The organism is Lentzea sp. NPDC003310 (genome assembly GCF_040610935.1).
Classification (GTDB): domain Bacteria; phylum Actinomycetota; class Actinomycetes; order Mycobacteriales; family Pseudonocardiaceae; genus Lentzea.
In genome coordinates this window covers 364,126-378,760 of record NZ_JBEXNC010000001.1, presented here as the reverse complement: position 1 = coordinate 378,760, position 14,635 = coordinate 364,126, and the positions used below count along the sequence as shown (strand labels likewise).

Annotated in this window: 18 protein-coding genes; 7 read left to right on the top strand and 11 right to left on the bottom strand. The window is 71.6% G+C overall.

The genetic code is table 11. The features are described 5' to 3' along the window. The first annotated feature begins 13 nt into the window (after positions 1 to 13). Complete coding sequence (locus ABZX02_RS01860; protein WP_355294202.1) at positions 14 to 475, top strand: hypothetical protein; 462 nt, start codon at positions 14 to 16, stop codon at positions 473 to 475. A 4-nt stretch (positions 476 to 479) separates the two neighbouring features. Here ABZX02_RS01860 and ABZX02_RS01855 read toward each other — a convergent pair whose 3' ends face one another. From ABZX02_RS01855 to ABZX02_RS01845, 3 genes are all read right to left on the bottom strand, one after another. Continuing rightward, positions 480 to 1,637 (bottom strand): DUF6357 family protein, encoded by a 1,158-nt coding sequence (locus tag ABZX02_RS01855; protein WP_355294201.1) that lies wholly within the window; start codon positions 1,635 to 1,637, stop codon positions 480 to 482. A gap of 87 nt (positions 1,638 to 1,724) precedes the next feature. Further along, positions 1,725 to 2,768, bottom strand: coding sequence for a hypothetical protein (locus ABZX02_RS01850; protein WP_355294200.1), 1,044 nt, complete (start codon positions 2,766 to 2,768; stop codon positions 1,725 to 1,727). Then, on the bottom strand, positions 2,765 to 3,268 hold the full coding sequence (locus ABZX02_RS01845) for a SigE family RNA polymerase sigma factor (RefSeq protein ID WP_355294199.1): 504 nt from the start codon (positions 3,266 to 3,268) through the stop codon (positions 2,765 to 2,767). The genes ABZX02_RS01850 and ABZX02_RS01845 overlap by 4 nt, the downstream gene beginning before the upstream one ends. 125 nt (positions 3,269 to 3,393) lie before the next feature. Here ABZX02_RS01845 and ABZX02_RS01840 point away from each other — a divergent pair, with 125 nt between their 5' ends. After that, positions 3,394 to 4,554 (top strand): GAF domain-containing sensor histidine kinase, encoded by a 1,161-nt coding sequence (locus ABZX02_RS01840; protein WP_355294198.1) that lies wholly within the window; start codon positions 3,394 to 3,396, stop codon positions 4,552 to 4,554. Here ABZX02_RS01840 and ABZX02_RS01835 read toward each other — a convergent pair. The 5 genes from ABZX02_RS01835 to ABZX02_RS01815 are packed head-to-tail and all read right to left on the bottom strand — an operon-like array spanning position 4,517 to position 7,353. Further along, a complete protein-coding gene (locus ABZX02_RS01835; RefSeq protein ID WP_355294197.1) occupies positions 4,517 to 4,888 on the bottom strand; it encodes a response regulator in 372 nt (123 codons plus the stop codon). The genes ABZX02_RS01840 and ABZX02_RS01835 overlap by 38 nt on opposite strands. Beyond that, on the bottom strand, positions 4,885 to 5,634 hold the full coding sequence (locus ABZX02_RS01830) for a response regulator transcription factor (RefSeq protein ID WP_355294196.1): 750 nt from the start codon (positions 5,632 to 5,634) through the stop codon (positions 4,885 to 4,887). Before ABZX02_RS01830 ends, ABZX02_RS01835 begins: the two co-directional genes overlap by 4 nt. Continuing rightward, positions 5,631 to 6,146, bottom strand: coding sequence for a signal peptidase I (locus ABZX02_RS01825; protein ID WP_355294195.1), 516 nt, complete (start codon positions 6,144 to 6,146; stop codon positions 5,631 to 5,633). The genes ABZX02_RS01830 and ABZX02_RS01825 overlap by 4 nt, the downstream gene beginning before the upstream one ends. An 11-nt stretch (positions 6,147 to 6,157) precedes the next feature. Beyond that, positions 6,158 to 6,673, bottom strand: a complete 516-nt coding sequence (locus ABZX02_RS01820) for a hypothetical protein (protein ID WP_355294194.1) — start codon at positions 6,671 to 6,673, stop codon at positions 6,158 to 6,160. Positions 6,674 to 6,696: 23 nt separating this feature from the next. Next, a complete protein-coding gene (locus tag ABZX02_RS01815) occupies positions 6,697 to 7,353 on the bottom strand; it encodes a TasA family protein (RefSeq protein ID WP_355294193.1) in 657 nt (218 codons plus the stop codon). A 310-nt stretch (positions 7,354 to 7,663) separates the two neighbouring features. On the opposite strand from ABZX02_RS01815, the gene ABZX02_RS01810 reads away from it, so the two are divergent. Genes ABZX02_RS01810 through ABZX02_RS01790 form a run of 5 tightly spaced genes read left to right on the top strand, consistent with a single transcriptional unit; the run spans position 7,664 to position 10,260 of the window. After that, complete coding sequence (locus tag ABZX02_RS01810; RefSeq protein ID WP_355294192.1) at positions 7,664 to 8,497, top strand: hypothetical protein; 834 nt, start codon at positions 7,664 to 7,666, stop codon at positions 8,495 to 8,497. 12 nt (positions 8,498 to 8,509) lie between these two features. After that, on the top strand, positions 8,510 to 8,833 hold the full coding sequence (locus ABZX02_RS01805; protein ID WP_355294191.1) for a hypothetical protein: 324 nt from the start codon (positions 8,510 to 8,512) through the stop codon (positions 8,831 to 8,833). After that, complete coding sequence (locus ABZX02_RS01800; RefSeq protein ID WP_355294190.1) at positions 8,830 to 9,330, top strand: hypothetical protein; 501 nt, start codon at positions 8,830 to 8,832, stop codon at positions 9,328 to 9,330. Before ABZX02_RS01805 ends, ABZX02_RS01800 begins: the two co-directional genes overlap by 4 nt. Beyond that, on the top strand, positions 9,323 to 9,817 hold the full coding sequence (locus ABZX02_RS01795) for a hypothetical protein (RefSeq protein ID WP_355294189.1): 495 nt from the start codon (positions 9,323 to 9,325) through the stop codon (positions 9,815 to 9,817). Before ABZX02_RS01800 ends, ABZX02_RS01795 begins: the two co-directional genes overlap by 8 nt. Further along, the gene (locus tag ABZX02_RS01790) at positions 9,814 to 10,260 is read left to right on the top strand and encodes a hypothetical protein (RefSeq protein ID WP_355294188.1); all 447 of its coding nucleotides are present in this window, start codon (positions 9,814 to 9,816) and stop codon (positions 10,258 to 10,260) included. The genes ABZX02_RS01795 and ABZX02_RS01790 overlap by 4 nt, the downstream gene beginning before the upstream one ends. Positions 10,261 to 10,303: 43 nt before the next feature. Here ABZX02_RS01790 and ABZX02_RS01785 read toward each other — a convergent pair whose 3' ends face one another. The 3 genes from ABZX02_RS01785 to ABZX02_RS01775 form a co-directional block, all read right to left on the bottom strand. Beyond that, positions 10,304 to 11,617 (bottom strand): alpha-lytic protease prodomain-containing protein, encoded by a 1,314-nt coding sequence (locus ABZX02_RS01785; RefSeq protein ID WP_355294187.1) that lies wholly within the window; start codon positions 11,615 to 11,617, stop codon positions 10,304 to 10,306. A 146-nt stretch (positions 11,618 to 11,763) separates the two neighbouring features. Continuing rightward, positions 11,764 to 12,723 (bottom strand): beta-ketoacyl-ACP synthase 3, encoded by a 960-nt coding sequence (locus ABZX02_RS01780; RefSeq protein ID WP_355294186.1) that lies wholly within the window; start codon positions 12,721 to 12,723, stop codon positions 11,764 to 11,766. Positions 12,724 to 12,728: 5 nt separating this feature from the next. Beyond that, positions 12,729 to 14,459 carry a ThiF family adenylyltransferase gene (locus tag ABZX02_RS01775; protein ID WP_355294185.1) on the bottom strand — a complete coding sequence of 577 codons (1,731 nt, stop codon included), beginning with the start codon at positions 14,457 to 14,459 and terminating at the stop codon, positions 12,729 to 12,731. Between the last annotated feature and the right edge of the window lie 176 nt (positions 14,460 to 14,635).

Below are 14,635 nucleotides of genomic sequence, written 5' to 3'. Positions count from 1 at the left end.
GTTGGATCACGTCGTGCACTACACCGAGGTGGAGCAGGCCGTCCGCGATCTGGTCGCGGCCGCAGACCACGAGAAGCGCCAACGGTTCTGCGCGGAGACCGTCGTCCGGCTGACCGCCGACGGCGATCTCGCGGACGCCGCGGAGGTCGAGTTCGACGACGCCGCCCGGCAGGCGTTCGACGAGGCGCGCACCGATCCGGCGGGCAGCACGCCGGACCAGCTGCGCGCGTGGCTGGACACCGTCGACGGCGGCACGCTGTCCGACGGCGACATGGATCCGCAGGTGCTGTGGGCGTTGCAGGCCTTGGAGCACTGGATGAACTACCTCGCCGACCGCGACCCGGAACACGTGGTGCAGCTGGCGATCCGGTCGCTGGAGGCAGTCGACTACGAGGTGTCCGCGCGCCTGGACGACTTCCTCGCGTCCCCGGAGATGACGGCCGCGTTCGACCGGATCGTCGGGTACCTGCGCTAGCCGGCTACGCCCAGTTGCCGAGCTCGGCGTCGATCCGGGGGTCGGTGCGGACCCACACCTCACCGGTGGCCGCCCCCGGTGGGGAGTCGACGCGCTCGAGGCCGAGCGTGCGGACCAGGTCGAGGAGTTCGTCCCTGGCCGGACCCGCCTCTTCGAGCGTGCGGCTGTCGAACAGGACGTAGTGCACGTCCCAGCGGTCGTTGTAGCCGCTGTCGGCCCAGATCTCGCAGAAGCGGGTCAGCGCCTCGGGGTCGAGTGGCGCGGTCTCGTCCTTCTCCGGAGCCGAGATCTCGAGGTGGTGTTCGAGCAGCCGGCCGACTCCGGTGGCCTCGATGCCGAGCCCGTCTTCCCACAGGCGCGTCACCAGGCCGTCCGCCATCGCGCACGGGCCGGAGAACGTGAAGATCCCGGTGGCGGCCACCACCGTGCCGCCGTCGGGGTGCGGGACGGTGCGCGTGGTCGCCGTCTCCGGCACGTTCCTCACCCAGGCCATCAGGTCCGCCGGCACGCCGTCGTACAGCGCGGCGTGAGTGTCCTCTGTGGAGGCGAGCGCGCTGGAGCGGTCGTACGTCAGCACCAGTCCGCGACCGTCCGATCCGAACCAGGCGTTGACGGTGTCGCCGGTGCCGAAGCCGTAGTGGGTGACTCCGGAGACCGTGACCGGGTCGCGTCCGTCGGCGCGGGTCAGGGCGTCCACATGGCGGCGCAGTTCGCGCGGGTGGGTCCGGCGCAGCACGGACCGGTCGAACTCCGAGCGGAGGTCGTCGCCTGGACGGGCCGCGGGTGCCGCTCGGCGCCTCAGGTGCTCCGATCGGGCCTCCAGGAAGCTATCGGCATCCGGCAGCCAGGGGCCGTGGACGTCGAGAGCGGTGAACCCGCCGCGGGCGAACTCGGCCGCCAGGGTCCGGTGGTCGCCAGGGCCGGTGACGACCCGGTACTCGGTGTGCGAGTCCTGCCACCCCTTGACCCGGCAGATTGCGCCGATGTCCACCATGAACACCAGCGCCTCTTCGACGGCCTCGTCCTCCATGCAGAACGACGTGTTGTCCGCGGCGCGGTGCCGGGCGACGAACTCCAGGAAGGCGTCCTCGGCGGCCTGGTCGCCGCCGGGAAGCCAGTCCTGCTCGTGGTCCTGGTCGTCGCTGAAACCCAGCGGTCGCATCAGCCGTCCTCACTGTCGGACCGCGGGTTCGTCGCGGCGCCGCCCAGGGTAGGTCGTCCGGTTGCGGACGCTCGCGCCGAGCCGGGGTCAGCCCGGCAGGACGAGCCGGTTCGCGATGTCGTACAGGTCGGCCACGGGCACGCGGCCGGCCAGGACGACCGGGGCGTCCCCGAGTGCGTCGAGGACCCACAGCCGGTGGTAGCCGTTCTCGTCGGAGTAGCGCGTCTGATGGCCCTGCACCGGTTGTCCCGGCGTGGCGGGCGGCTGGCCGACGACGGCGCTGTTGACGTGGACGGTCGGCTGGACGGCGCACGTGCCCAGCGAATAGCTCGTGCCGGCCCCCGCGGCGCCCAGGACTCGGACGGAGTCCTGCTGGACGTTGAAGGCGCAGACCCGCATCCCGCCGGGCAGCTCGCGCAGGCCGAACGCCGGGGTGACGGTCGTCGTGCCCGGGAACTGGACGTTCTCCGCGATCCGGCGGCCGGCGTCGACGAGTTGCTGCGCGGGCGCGGTGCTGCCGGGCGCGGCGGACACGTTCACGTACGTCGACCCGCCGTCGGGGTGCTCCACGTACAGCTCGTACCCGCCCGGCCCGGTCGACACCGAGCTCTCGACCGCGCGCCGGCCCCCGATGGTCGTCGGCCGGCCGGGGCCGGACTTGAAGTGCGCCTCGGCCACGGACACCATCCGGAACTCCTGGACGTCGACCTCCAGGACCTGCGCGCCGGCCGTGACGGTCAGCATGTACTCGCCGCCGTACAGGGGTGTGGCCGGGGCGGCCGCGCTGGACCCGACGTTGATCCGCTGCGCCCGGTAGGCGACCGTGCCCGGCGGCAGCCACCCCAGGGAGAAGGGCATCTTCAGGCCCGCCGGGGCCGGGTCGGCGGCCTGGGAGTCGTTGGCGGCGGTGGCGATCATCTCGGGCGGTGTCACGGGATCCGGGCGGTTCAGCACCACGGCGGTGACCGCGCCCAGCGTCAGCACGGTCGCACCGGCGGCGACGGCCAGCGGCCGGCTCCGGCTCGAGCGCCGGTCGATGCGCCGGCGGGCCGCGGCGAGCACCGCGTCGCTGTCGGGCGCCTCGTCCTCGCGCGCGGCGAAGGTGTCCTTGATCAGGTTTTCGATGTTCATCGGGTCTCCCTGGCCTCGGCCATCTGCTCGATGGCCAGGCCGTGTCGCAGTGCGGCCAGTGCCTTGTGGGCGTGTGCGCGGACGGTGGCCTGGGCGCAGCCGAGCAGCCCGGCGATCTCGGCGTCGGGCAGCTGCTCGTAGTACCGCAGCACCACCACGGCCCGCTGGCGCTTGGGCAGCCGCGCCAGGCGCTGCCACATGTCCTCGCGCGCGGCGTGGTCCGCCGCGAAGTCGTCCGCCCGCGCCTCGTCGGGGAGGTCGCCCGGCGTGATCACACGCGCGGACCAGCTGTGCCGCCAGGACAGGTAGCCGTTGGTCACCATCCGCAGCACGTACCGCTCGGGGTGGTCCGCGGCGCTGATCCGGGACCAGTGCCGGTACATCTTGACCAGCACGTCCTGCACCAGGTCCGCGGCCTGCTCCCGTTCGCCGGTGAGCATCGTGGCGTACCGCAGCAGCCGCGGCAGGTGCGCTCGGGTGAAGTCGTCGTAGTCAGCCATCACCCTTGAAGACTCGCCTCGGCGGCGAACCGTTTACCCGCTACTCGGAAGACCACGACCGGCGCCTGTCCCCCGATGGTGTCGGCGACGTGCGCCGCCGTCCCGGTCGTGCCGATACTCGAACGGTGATCAGCGACGCGTGGGACGCCGAGATCAGCAGGGTCGCGGCGGTGCGCGGGACCGGTGTGCTGGACACTCCCGCCGAGGAGCGGTTCGACCGGATCACCCGCACCGCACGGCGTCTGCTGAACGCGCCGATCGCGCTGGTGTCACTGGTGGACCTCGACCGGCAGTGGTTCAAGTCGGCCGCGGGCCTCGACGCCGCGCAGACACCGCGCAGCGAGTCGTTCTGCTCGCACGCGCTCGGCGAGCCGGAGCTCATGGAGGTGCCCGACGCGCTCGACGACCCGCGGTTCGCGACCAACCCGATGGTGGTGGGGCCACCGCACGTCCGGTTCTACGCGGGCCGGCCGATCGCGGCGGCGTCCGGGCACCTGATCGGCACGTTGTGCGTGCTCGACGAACGGCCGCGCAGGCTCACGCCGGACGAGCGGGAGCTGTTGAACGACCTGGCGGCGTGGGCGGAGGTCGAGTGCCGGGCCGGGGCGACCGGGGACCTGGTGGCGGTCGCCAGTCACGAGCTGCGGACTCCGCTGACGTCGGTGCACGGGTCGCTGGAGCTGCTGGAGTCGGGGCGGTTCGGGTCCCTGCCGCCGCAGGCGGAACGGCTCGTGGAGATCGCCGTGCGCAACACCGACCGGCTGGTGCGGCTGACGAACGACCTGATGGACCTCACGCTCACGCGCCGGGGCACGCTGCCGTTGCGGATCGGCGAGGTGGGGCTCGCGTCCGTGACGGAGCAGGCCTTCTGCTCGGTCGCGGAGACGGCGCGCCGGGCCGGGGTGCGGCTGGCCGAACGCGGCCCGGACGTGGTCGTGCGCGGGGACGCCGACCGGTTGGCTCAGGTGCTGACGAACCTGCTGGCGAACGCCGTGAAGGTGTCCCGCCCGGACACCACCGTCGAGGTCGTGCGCGAGGCCGGGCCGCTGACCGCGCGGGTGCAGGTGCGCGACGAGGGACCGGGCATCCCGCCGGACCAGGCCGACCGCGTCTTCGAACCGTTCGTGCGGCTGGAGGCGGGCGCGCGCGACGGGGGTGCGGGGCTCGGGCTGGCCATCACCCGCGGGATCGTGACCGCGCACGGTGGCACCGTCGCGGTGACGGAGACGTCGGCGGCGGGCACGACCTTCACACTGGAGCTGCCGCTGGCGGAGCCCCGGGGCTGACCAGCTCCTCCACCTGGGCCGCCAGGAGCAGCGGGTCGAACGGCTTGCGCACGACCGGTCCCGGCAGGTCCTCGACGTCGGCCGAGGCGGTGAGGAACACGACCTCGACGGTCGCGCGGGGATCGGCGAGCAGTGCCTCGGCGGTCTGCCTGCCGTCCATGCCGGGCATGTCCACGTCGAGGAGCACGACGTCGACCCCTCCCGCGGCGCACAGGCGCACCGCCTCCTCGCCGGACGCCACCGCGCCGACGGTCCAGCCGGTGCCGAGCAGCGACAGCACGACCAGCTCGCGGATGTCCGCTTCGTCGTCGACGACGAGCACCCGGCGGGTCACAGGTTCTTCCAGTTCACCCGGTAGCCGACGCCGCGGACCGTGCTGATCAGGTCGGGGGCTCCGGCGGTGGCGAGCTTGCGGCGCAGGTTCGACAGGTGCACGTCGACGGCGTGGTCGTCGGCGAGCCACGCCTCGCCCCACGCACGGGTGCGCAGCTGGTCGCGGGTGCGGATCTGACGCGGGTTCTCGCTGATGGCGGCGAGCAGCTCGAACTCGATGCGGGTGACCGGCACCGGTTCGCCGCGCACCAGCACCTCGCGGGTGTCGAGGTCGACCTCGACGGGCCCGAGCGTGCGGCGCTGGTGCGGTACCTCGGGCGCGGACGGACCGCCGCGCGGGCGCCGGAGCATCACCTGCACCCGCGCGGTGAGCTCGCGCGGGGAGAACGGCTTGGTCATGTAGTCGTCGGCGCCGCTGGTCAGGCCGATCAGCTTGTCGACCTCGTCGGCGCGGCCGGTCAGCATGATCACGTAGGCCGACGTGAACTGGCGCAGCCGCCGGCACACCTCGAACCCGTCGAGGTCCGGGAGGTTGAGGTCCAGCACGACGACGTCCGGCACCCACTGCCGGGCGGCCCGCAGGCCCTCTTCGCCGTCCGCGGCGACGCGCACGTCGAACCGGGCGTCGGCGAGCGCCAGCTCGATCACGTAGCTGATCTCGGGGGTGTCCTCGACGACGAGGATCTTCGCGGCGGCCATCCCGTCCAGTGTGGAGCGGCCGGCCGGACGCGGCAGGACGGATGTCACCGCGGGTCCCGGTAGAGGAGGCGGCGCGTCCCGAGCAGCACCGCGCCGCCGATCAGCACGATCAGCCCGATCCGCACGCCCGTGTCCCGGCCGAGGAGCGCGACCCTGCCCACGACCGGCACGTTCGCGACGGCGACGGGCACGGTGGGCGACGTGATGCGCAACGGCTGCGGGTCGGCCGACTCGTTCGCGTCCCCCTTCGTCCGCACCACGGGTTCACCCGAACGTGCGGTCAGTTCGACGACGCGGTGGGCGTACCGCTCCCCCGGCACGTCCGGGCGGGGCAGCACCACGACGTCGCCGACCCGGAGGTCCGCCACCGGCACGGCACGGGTGACGAGCAGGTCGCCCGGCGCGAAGGCGGGCTCCATGCTGGGCGACAGCACCGGCGAGAACCCGACCCTGGCGAGCACGACGACCAGTGCGCCCGCGACCGCGGCCACGGCGAGCGCGGCCAGCAGCACGCCGGACACGACACCGCGCACCGGCTTCTTGTTCGTGGTGGTCGTCATGGGGTTTCCGTTCACGAGGTGGCGCGGGCTTGGGAACGAGCGACGGACACGGACAGGGCGACCGTGCCGTTGAGCGCGGGCGGCAGGGTGAGCCGCACGGAGACGGCGCCCCCGGCCGCGACCGGCAGCGCGGTCGCGCCGGACAACGGCACCGGGGTGCCGGTGCAGGTGTTGCCGGCCGCCTGCCAGACGCCGTTCACGCACGCCGTGGCGGCGGGCGCGCCGAGGAGGAACCCGGAGGTCGACAGCGCGTAGGTCTGGGCGGCGAGCGGGAGGGTGCCGGTGTTGCGGACGCTCCCGTGGACGTAGCTCGTGACGGCGCTGGTGTAGTTGGTGCTCCAGGCGCTTCCGGTCAGGACCGTCCCGTCCGGGCGGACGAGCGTGGCCGCCCACCGCGCCGTCGCGGCCTGGGAGGTCGCGACGGCGTCCGCGTCCACGTCGGCGTGCGCGGTGCCGGGGAGGGCGCAGGCCGCGAGAACGACGCCGAGCACCGCGCCCAGGCGAGCGGGGAACGAGGTCGTCGTCATCGCGGCCGGATGTCCTTCGCTGCTCAGGAGTTGGTGGTGGCGGCGGTGCGCTGGGTCTCGGAGAACGTGTAGGTGAGCGACACCGACTGGCCCTGCACGGTCGCCGCGGGCGCCACGCCGTTCACCGTGGTCTCGGTCTGGTCGGGCAGCTGCACCGACACCTGCAGGCGGGTCACTCCCCCGCTCGCGATGCTGCACGGCACCAGCGGGACGGCGGATCCCAGGCCGGACAACGGAGTGGCGGCGAGGACGCTGGTGGCGCTGCCTCCGGTGCAGACGCCGGTGTTCGGGTTCCAGGTGCCGCCGGTGCACTGCCAGACCGAGACCCGCAGCGCCTTCGAGGTGGCGCCGTCGGTGACGAGCTGGGGCGACCCGGCCGCCGCGACCTGGAGGGTGAGGGCCTGCCCGTCGAGCGTGCCGGCGTTGGTCAGGTCGACGTAGCGGTTGACCGTGTCGCCGGGCGCCAGGTTGGTGATGTTCTGCGCGAAACCGGCGCCGTTGTTCGCCATCGTCAGCTTCAGCGTGCCGGAGGTGACCTGCTCGGGCGTCGTGTTGGTCGCGGTGGCGGACAACGTCGCCCACACGCCGGTGCCCATGGCGACGAGCGTCGCGGTCCCGATGGCGGCGAAGGCGAGCGGACGCCAGGCGGAACGGCGGCGGTCGGCGTGGTGCTGGGTCATCTGCGGTGCTCCCGGTGGTCTGCGCGGCCGCCCCGTGCGGTGGCGCTGACACAAGACTGCGAGGGCTCTCTCAGGGCACCCTCCGCGTTTCCTCTGGCCAACCTCAAGATTCCGGAGGAAGTCCCGAACCGGTCGGGGCGGGTCCGCCCAGGGCACCGCCATCTCCCGCATTCGCATACCCGATTCGGAGTAATCAGAAGACTCAAAGCCACCCTGCGTATCAATTGGCGCTTTCCAGCGCTCTCAGTTACTCCTTTCGCGCTATCGCTCCGCGACCATGTTGCTACTCTCCGAAGCAGGGAGGTAATTCATGACAGAGGGTGACAGGTCGGACGAGGGCCAGGACTACGAGTCACGGCTTGCCGAGCAGCGCCACCGGCTGGCGCTCGCGAGAGCGGGGTACACGCCACCGCCGCCGGAGCCGTACGAGCTCGAGGACTCGGTCGCCACGACACCGGGGGTGAGCGTCGTGGTGCGGGACCGCCGGGTCATCTGGCTCGACATCCACCCGGAGCTGCTCACGCTGCCGCCCGGTGCGGTGGCGCAGCCGATCAGGGGCGCGATCAACGCCGCGCTGGCGCAGTCGTTGATCGACACGCCCGGCGCCGGTGATCCGGGGCCCGACCTCGCCGCGCTGGGGCAGCAGCTCGCCGACTTCGGCCGGCAGGGCGGCGACGCGTTGCGCCGGATCCAGGGGCTGCTCGAGGCGTCCATGGCGAAGACCGGGACCAGCGGGGACAGCACGCCGCAGTACGTCGACCACCTGTTCCAGGACGCGCTGAGCGTGGTCACGTCCGCGCAGGCGGCGCTGGCGGCGGATCCGGCGCCGATGGTCGTCGGCGAGGGCAGCGACGAGGACAACGAGGTCAACGCCGCCGTCGTGCACGGGCAGGTCCACGCGCTGTCGCTGACCATCGTCGCGGTGCAGTACCCGCCCGCGCAGCTGACGCAGTCGGTGATCCAGGCCGTCAACACCGCGATCGACGAGTGGGAACGCCAGGCCGCCGCCGCGCAACGGCCGGCGCTCGACGTCGCCGCGTTGCAGGCGGTCAGCGACCAGGCCGAGCAGATCCGCGAGCAGAGCATGCAGCACCTGCGCGCCTACACGACGAACCTCACCTCGATCATGCGCACCGTCCACTAGGGAGTGACAACGATGTCCGGGATGGAAGTGTCCGCCGAGGTGATCGGCGGGTCCGCGAAGGAGATCCTGGGGACCGGCGACTCGCTGACGGGCGACATCGCCGCGTTCCGCAGCCGGGTCGAGGCGCTGTCGGACGCGTTCGGCGGCGACGAGCTCGGCTCGGCGCTGGGCACGATCTACCAGATCGTCTCCGAGGCCGCCTTCGAGTCGTTCGAGGACAACGCCGACGGTCTCGCGGAGATCGGCCACAACCTGCAGGGCATGGCCGACGAGTACACGGCGGTCGAGATCGCCAACCAGACCTCGTTCCAGCAGCTCATGGGAGATCAGGCATGACCACGGGCATGATGTTGCCGCCGGAGCTGTCCGGGCTGCTCAACACCCTCGGCTTCAACTGGCCGGAAAGCGACGAGGGCAAGCTCTTCGACCTCGGCGGCCTCTGGTCCGACTTCGCCGACCGCCTCGGCCCCGCCGCGGCCGCCGCCGACGGGCACGCCCAGCAGGTGCTGACCGCGAACACCGGCGCGGCCATCGACGGCTTCAAGGCGTTCTGGACCGACGAGGAGTCACCGAAGAAGAACCTCGAGGACGGCGCCACCGCCTCGTCACTGGTCGGGGCAGGCCTCTACGTCTGCGCAGGCGTGGTGGTCGCACTCAAGATCGCCGTCGTCGCGCAGCTGGTCGTGCTCGCCGTCCAGATCGCCCAGGCCATCGCGACCGCGGTGCCCACGTTCGGCGTCTCGCTGCTGGAGATCCCCATCTTCAAGGAGATCACCTCGATCCTCCTCGACCAGGCGATCGACCTCGCCATCAGCCAGGTGCTCAATGCCTAAGGTCAAGAAGCCCAAGGCGAACAGGACCATCACCAACGCCGGGGTCTTCAACCCTATCGGCACGAAGCTGCGCACGGCGAAGCGTCCGAACAACGTCCAGGCGCTCGACGTCGACTCCTACGCCAACCTCAAGAAGCGCGAGAAGGTCGGCGACAACCTGGAGCACGACCACATCCCGTCCTCCGCCGCGCTCAAACGCGCCGAGGAGAAGCGGCTCGGCCGCAAGCTGACGAGGCAGGAGGCCGACGCCCTGCACAACAAGGCGAACGCCATCGAGGTCCCGAAGGACGTCCACGCCAAGAGCGACACCTTCCGCGGCAAGAACACGAAGAAGCAGATCGAGGACGACGCGGCGGATCTCAGCAAGGCCGCGAACAGGGACTACGCTACGACCCGCAAGAACCTCCTCGCTCACGGTTACTCGGCCAAGGACGTCGACGCGGCCCTCGCCGAGTTGCGCGCCGCGAACCGAAAGAAGGGCATATGAACACGGTTTCCGGCGAGATCGCCGTGCTGCTGGACGTGCTGGGCCACCGCCAGGGCGACAGCCGCATCCTCGAGGCGGTCGTCCTCGTCGGCCCCGCGATGGAGGTCAGCGAGTACGACTTCGACGGCGAGAAGTCCACGTACTTCGTCTTCAAGGAGGCCGGGACCGAACTCCTCTTCGAGGACGACGTCCTGACGTCGGCGATGGTGCGGACCCAGCCGGATCCCGACGACGAGACCTACGGCGTGTACCCGCGTCCGGCGGAGCTCGTGCACGGGCTCTCCACCACCGCCACCCGCGACGAGGTCACGGCGTTCCTGGGCACTCCGGAGCGCAGCGGCCCGAGCTTCGACCGGTTCGAGGTCAACAACCGGTACCTGCACTTCGAGTACGGCGCGAACGGCCGGGTCGCCCGGATCTCCGCGCTGCTCGAACCCGTTTAGCCAGCACGGTCCCCGACGGCGCCGCCGTCGGGGACCGTCGCCGTCAGACCTGCTGCCAGAGGGCAGGGGTGTTCGGCGGCTCCCAGCCGGGCACGGACGTGTGCGGCTGCACGACGCGGTAGGTCGCGCCGCTGTAGGTGACCTGGGCACCGGTGCCGTAGTAGGTGTACGGCGCCCACGAGTCACCACCGCCGGGCGGCGTGGTCGTCGTCGTGCTGGTCGGCGGGGTCGTCGTGGTCGGACCGGCCGACGTCACCAGGCGCAGGTTGTAGGCCTGCAGGATCTCGGTCACCGGCTGGAAGTAGATCGTGCCGCCGGACTGGCAGTTGCCGGACCCGCCGGACGTGACGCCCTGGGCCTGGTCACCGGTCAGCCACGACCCGCCGGAGTCGCCGGGCTCGGCGCAGGCGTTGGTGCGCGTCAGACCGGTGATGGTGCCCTCGGGGTAGGTGACCGAGGCGTTCTTCTGCTGGATGGTGCCGCAGCGCCAGCCGGTGGTGGAGCCGGAGCGGCAGACCGAGGAGCCGACCGGCGCCTCCTGCGAGCCCGCGACCGGAACCGTGCCGGGGTAGCGGTTCACCAGGGCGCGCGGGGTGTTGCCCGCGTCGGTGCGGACCCAGGCGTAGTCGTTGCCGGGGAAGCTGCTGCCCTGGATGGTGCCGCCGGGGTTGGACGTGCGGCCGCCCGTGGAGCCGCAGTGGCCCGCGGTGACGAAGCCGCCCTCGACGGCGAAGCCGATGGAGCAGCGGCCGCCGCCGGGGACGCCGTAGGCGTTGCCGCCGATGACGTCGATCAACGGCTTCGGGTCCTCGGTGCTGGCCTCGACGGCGACGACGTCGCCACGCAGACCGGCCTCGGCCGCCCACGCCGTCGCCTGTGCCTCGCCACCGGAGCGGGCGAGCACCACGACCTTGTTGGCGCGCACATCGACGTACCAGCCGGGAACGGCGTCGGGGGCGGTGGTGGACTTGGCGTCCAGCCTGGTCTTCGCACTGTCCAGAGTGGACGCGCTGTGCTTGGCCGTGGAGGCGACGGCGCCGTGCGAGCGCACCGTGCCCGCCAGCGCGGGGTCGGTGACCGCGACGGTGAGGGTCCTGCCGGCGCCGTCCAGCCAGGACCCGGCGTACGCCGCGCCGAGGCGGGACTTCAGGGTGGCGTCGGTCTGGCCCGCGACCTTCTCGGCGCCGAGGCGCTCGCGCGCCTGCTCCGAGGAGATGCCGAGGTCGCGGGCCATCGCGGCCAGCAGGGCGGGGTCGGTCGTGTCGGCCGCGGTGGCGCTGGTCGTCAGCGCCACCGCGACTGTCAGTCCGACCGCGGTGACCGCCGCTGTGGCGGCGGCGATGAGCTTGCGGTTCATGTCCGCTCCTTGCACGCAGGGTGATTGCCCGCAGACCGTACGACGAGGGTCACTCGAAGTGGTACATACCAATTGGCCATAAGGTTCGGGCATACCCGCGCCCGAGGCGTCTCAGCTGACCTGGGAAATCACGTCCCGCGCGCACCTCAGTGCCGGAAGCAGAGCGTGCCCCACTGGAACCCGGCGCCAATCGCGGACATGACGAAGACGTCCCCCTCCTCCAGCTCGCCGAAGCGCGCGTGCAGAGCGGTGAAGACCCCCGCGGACCCGGTGTTGCCCAGCCGGTCGAGGGTGATCGGCGCCTTCGCCGCGGGGACGCCGAGCTTGTCCAGCGCCGCCGTGAGGATGTTCAGGTTGGCCTGGTGCAGGAAGAAGTGGTCGATCCGGTCGAGCTCCACCCCCGCGTGGGCCGCGGCGGTGAGGATGCTGTCGGGCAGCCACCTCGTCGCCGTGTCCCAGACCGCCCTGCCGTTCATCGCCAGGTAGTGCTCGCGCTGCGCCACGGTCGTCGCCGTGGTGGGCAGCCGGGAGCCACCGGCCTTGATCTGGACCTCGTAGGACAGCTCGGAACCGAAGTCCCAGCCCAGCAGACCGCCGCCGGTGCCCCGCCCGAGCACGACCGCGGCCGCCGCGTCGCCGAAGAAGACGCGGCTGGTCCGTTCGAGCGGGTCGGTCACGCGGCTCGCGCAGTCCGCGGCGACCACGAGCACCTCGCGGGCGGCCGAGGTCTGCAGCAGGTGGGCCGCGAGCAACAACGCCTGCACCCCGTTCGCGCACGCCGCCTGCGTGACGTCGAGAGTCAGCGCCCGGTGCGCGCCGAGCGCCTCCTTGACGATCAGGGCCGTGGACGGCAGCGGCTGGTCCCCGGTGTAGGTCGCGACGATGACCACGTCGAGGTCCCGCGCGGCCGTCCCGGCGCTGTCGAGTGCCTGCACCGCCGCGTCGACGCACATGTCGGAGACCGCGCGCTCGGGCGCGAGCCAGCGCCGTTCCCTGATGCCGGTCCGGCTGGTGATCCACTCGTCGGACGTGTCGACCACCGCCGCGAGGTCGTCGTTGGTGACGACCCGCTCCGGCAGGTGCAGACCGGTCCCCTTGAAGGCCATCGGAATCACACGAGGCTCCCGGCTGTGTTCGTGGCCGGGGTGATGAGCTCGGCGAAGTCGACGTAGAACCGGCCGGAGACGCACTCCTGGCCGAGCAGGATCCGGCGCGCCACCTCGGCGGTGAGCGCACCGCCCAGCGCGACGCCGGACGCGAGCTGGGGCCAGCTGCTCAGCGTCCTGCCCAGCTCGCCGAACGAGGCGCGCAGCTCGGGGCTGATCCGCTCGGCGTCGACCATCGCGAGGATGAGGTCGACCTTCTGCTGCCGGGTCAGGTCCTCCAGCTCGTCCGCGGTGACGTCGCCGATCAGGCCGTGCAGCAGCGGGCGGTGCGGTTCGAGGTCGAACCGCTCGACGTCGAGCATGCCCCTGTCGTTGCAGTCCATGACGACCGGGATGCCGTGCCGGCGCGCTTCCTCCCGTGCGGCGATCTTGGCGTACGGGGTGTCGCACTCCTCGACGAGCAGGTCCAGGCCCGCGACGAACTCGGCCAGGTTCGCACTCGTGAGGCCGTCGGTGAAGATCTCGACGTCGAGGTAGGGGTCGATCTCGAACAGCTGCCGCGCCGAGATCACCGCCTTGTTCACGCCGAGGTCGTGCACGGTCGCCTTGAGGCGGTTGAGGTTCGACAGCCCGAACGCGTCGAAGTCGGCGAGCTTGAAGCTGCCGCCCACACCCTCGAGCGCGAACGTGACGGCGGCGCTGTTGCCGACCGAGAGCCCGACGACGCCGATCCGCTTGCCCAGCAACGCCCTCTGCTGCGGACGCTCGATCTTGCCGCGGTTGCGGTCGGTGCGCACGAGCCGGAACTCCTCGCGCGGCAGCACGTGCACCAGCCGTTGCGACCACGGGTAGTGCACCCAGGTGCCGTACTCCCAGGGGTCGAGGCCGCCGAGCTGTTCCGCGCGGCGCTGGGTGAGGTCCTCGTGCGGCGGGAGCCACGGTTCCCGGCTGCGGATCAGCTCTTCCAGCTGCGTCTCGATGCTGTCGTGGACCTCGCGGACCTGCCCGCTGTCGAGCAGGGCCGTGATCGCGTCGCGGTCGGCGGCGACCGCCGGCGTGAGCAGGACGGGCCGCCAGCTCGTGGTGTCGGCCCCGGCGCGCAGCGACTTCGGCCGTTCGTGCCGCGTGCGCGCCGCCGGGAGGTGCTCGACCGCGGCCAGCGCCGGGAACTCGGCGCGCATCCGCGTCACGAGCTCGTCGTACTCGCCCGCGCCCGCGGCCACGTCGTGGCACATGATCACGACGTCCTCGGTGTACTGCTCGACGTACCGGCGCGTCCCCTCGACACACCGGAAGCCGAACCGTTCGTGGAACTCGTGCTGGCCGTCTTTCGTCCCGGACGTGCCGATCATCATTTTCGCACCGAGAGCGTGTGCGGCACCGATTGCCACGGCGTTCAAATAGGCGCCGAGTCCGAGTTTTCTGGCCCTGTGCTCGACCACCAGTCGGCTGTGTTCAAACGTTTCGGCGTCCGTGACGCCGGCGTCGCGAAGAATGCGTTCGTATTCGACGTCACCGAGAAAGGCCCGGGACTGGAAGAGCGCCGCCGTCAGCGGCGTCGAGAGCCTGATGTACCCCAGCGGCGGACCACCGGGGTGTGCGCCGGCCACGAAGTGCCAGGCCCCGTGGTCGAGTTGCTGGTCGTCGACGTGCCGGCCGTCCGGCGTCCGGAACGCCGGACGGCGCCCGCGGTCGAACAACACCTTCGCCCGCAACTCCCGGACGATTTCCACCACGTCGTTCCCGGCGTTTCCGTCAACGGGAGCTAAGTACGCGCTTACGTGCCACTGCGGCCGCATAGAACGCCACCTTTGAAATCAAGAGGAACAACGATCGCGGCGCAGGTTAACCAAAGATGATCATGCTTGCGAAATTGGCGTTCTCGATCGAGTGAACGAGACGGCGGACCGCG

Bases quoted from the DNA above. Each gene is read 5' to 3' on its own strand.
- ABZX02_RS01855 (WP_355294201.1), bottom strand. From the start codon at position 1,637: ATGCGACCGCTGGGTTTCAGCGACGACCAGGACCACGAGCAGGACTGG.
- ABZX02_RS01850 (WP_355294200.1), bottom strand. From the start codon at position 2,768: ATGAACATCGAAAACCTGATCAAGGACACCTTCGCCGCGCGCGAGGAC.
- ABZX02_RS01845 (WP_355294199.1), bottom strand. From the start codon at position 3,268: ATGGCTGACTACGACGACTTCACCCGAGCGCACCTGCCGCGGCTGCTG.
- ABZX02_RS01825 (WP_355294195.1), bottom strand. From the start codon at position 6,146: ATGACGACCACCACGAACAAGAAGCCGGTGCGCGGTGTCGTGTCCGGC.
- ABZX02_RS01820 (WP_355294194.1), bottom strand. From the start codon at position 6,673: ATGACGACGACCTCGTTCCCCGCTCGCCTGGGCGCGGTGCTCGGCGTC.
- ABZX02_RS01815 (WP_355294193.1), bottom strand. From the start codon at position 7,353: ATGACCCAGCACCACGCCGACCGCCGCCGTTCCGCCTGGCGTCCGCTC.
- ABZX02_RS01810 (WP_355294192.1), top strand. From the start codon at position 7,664: ATGACAGAGGGTGACAGGTCGGACGAGGGCCAGGACTACGAGTCACGG.
- ABZX02_RS01805 (WP_355294191.1), top strand. From the start codon at position 8,510: ATGTCCGGGATGGAAGTGTCCGCCGAGGTGATCGGCGGGTCCGCGAAG.
- ABZX02_RS01800 (WP_355294190.1), top strand. From the start codon at position 8,830: ATGACCACGGGCATGATGTTGCCGCCGGAGCTGTCCGGGCTGCTCAAC.
- ABZX02_RS01795 (WP_355294189.1), top strand. From the start codon at position 9,323: ATGCCTAAGGTCAAGAAGCCCAAGGCGAACAGGACCATCACCAACGCC.
- ABZX02_RS01790 (WP_355294188.1), top strand. From the start codon at position 9,814: ATGAACACGGTTTCCGGCGAGATCGCCGTGCTGCTGGACGTGCTGGGC.
- ABZX02_RS01785 (WP_355294187.1), bottom strand. From the start codon at position 11,617: ATGAACCGCAAGCTCATCGCCGCCGCCACAGCGGCGGTCACCGCGGTC.
- ABZX02_RS01780 (WP_355294186.1), bottom strand. From the start codon at position 12,723: ATGGCCTTCAAGGGGACCGGTCTGCACCTGCCGGAGCGGGTCGTCACC.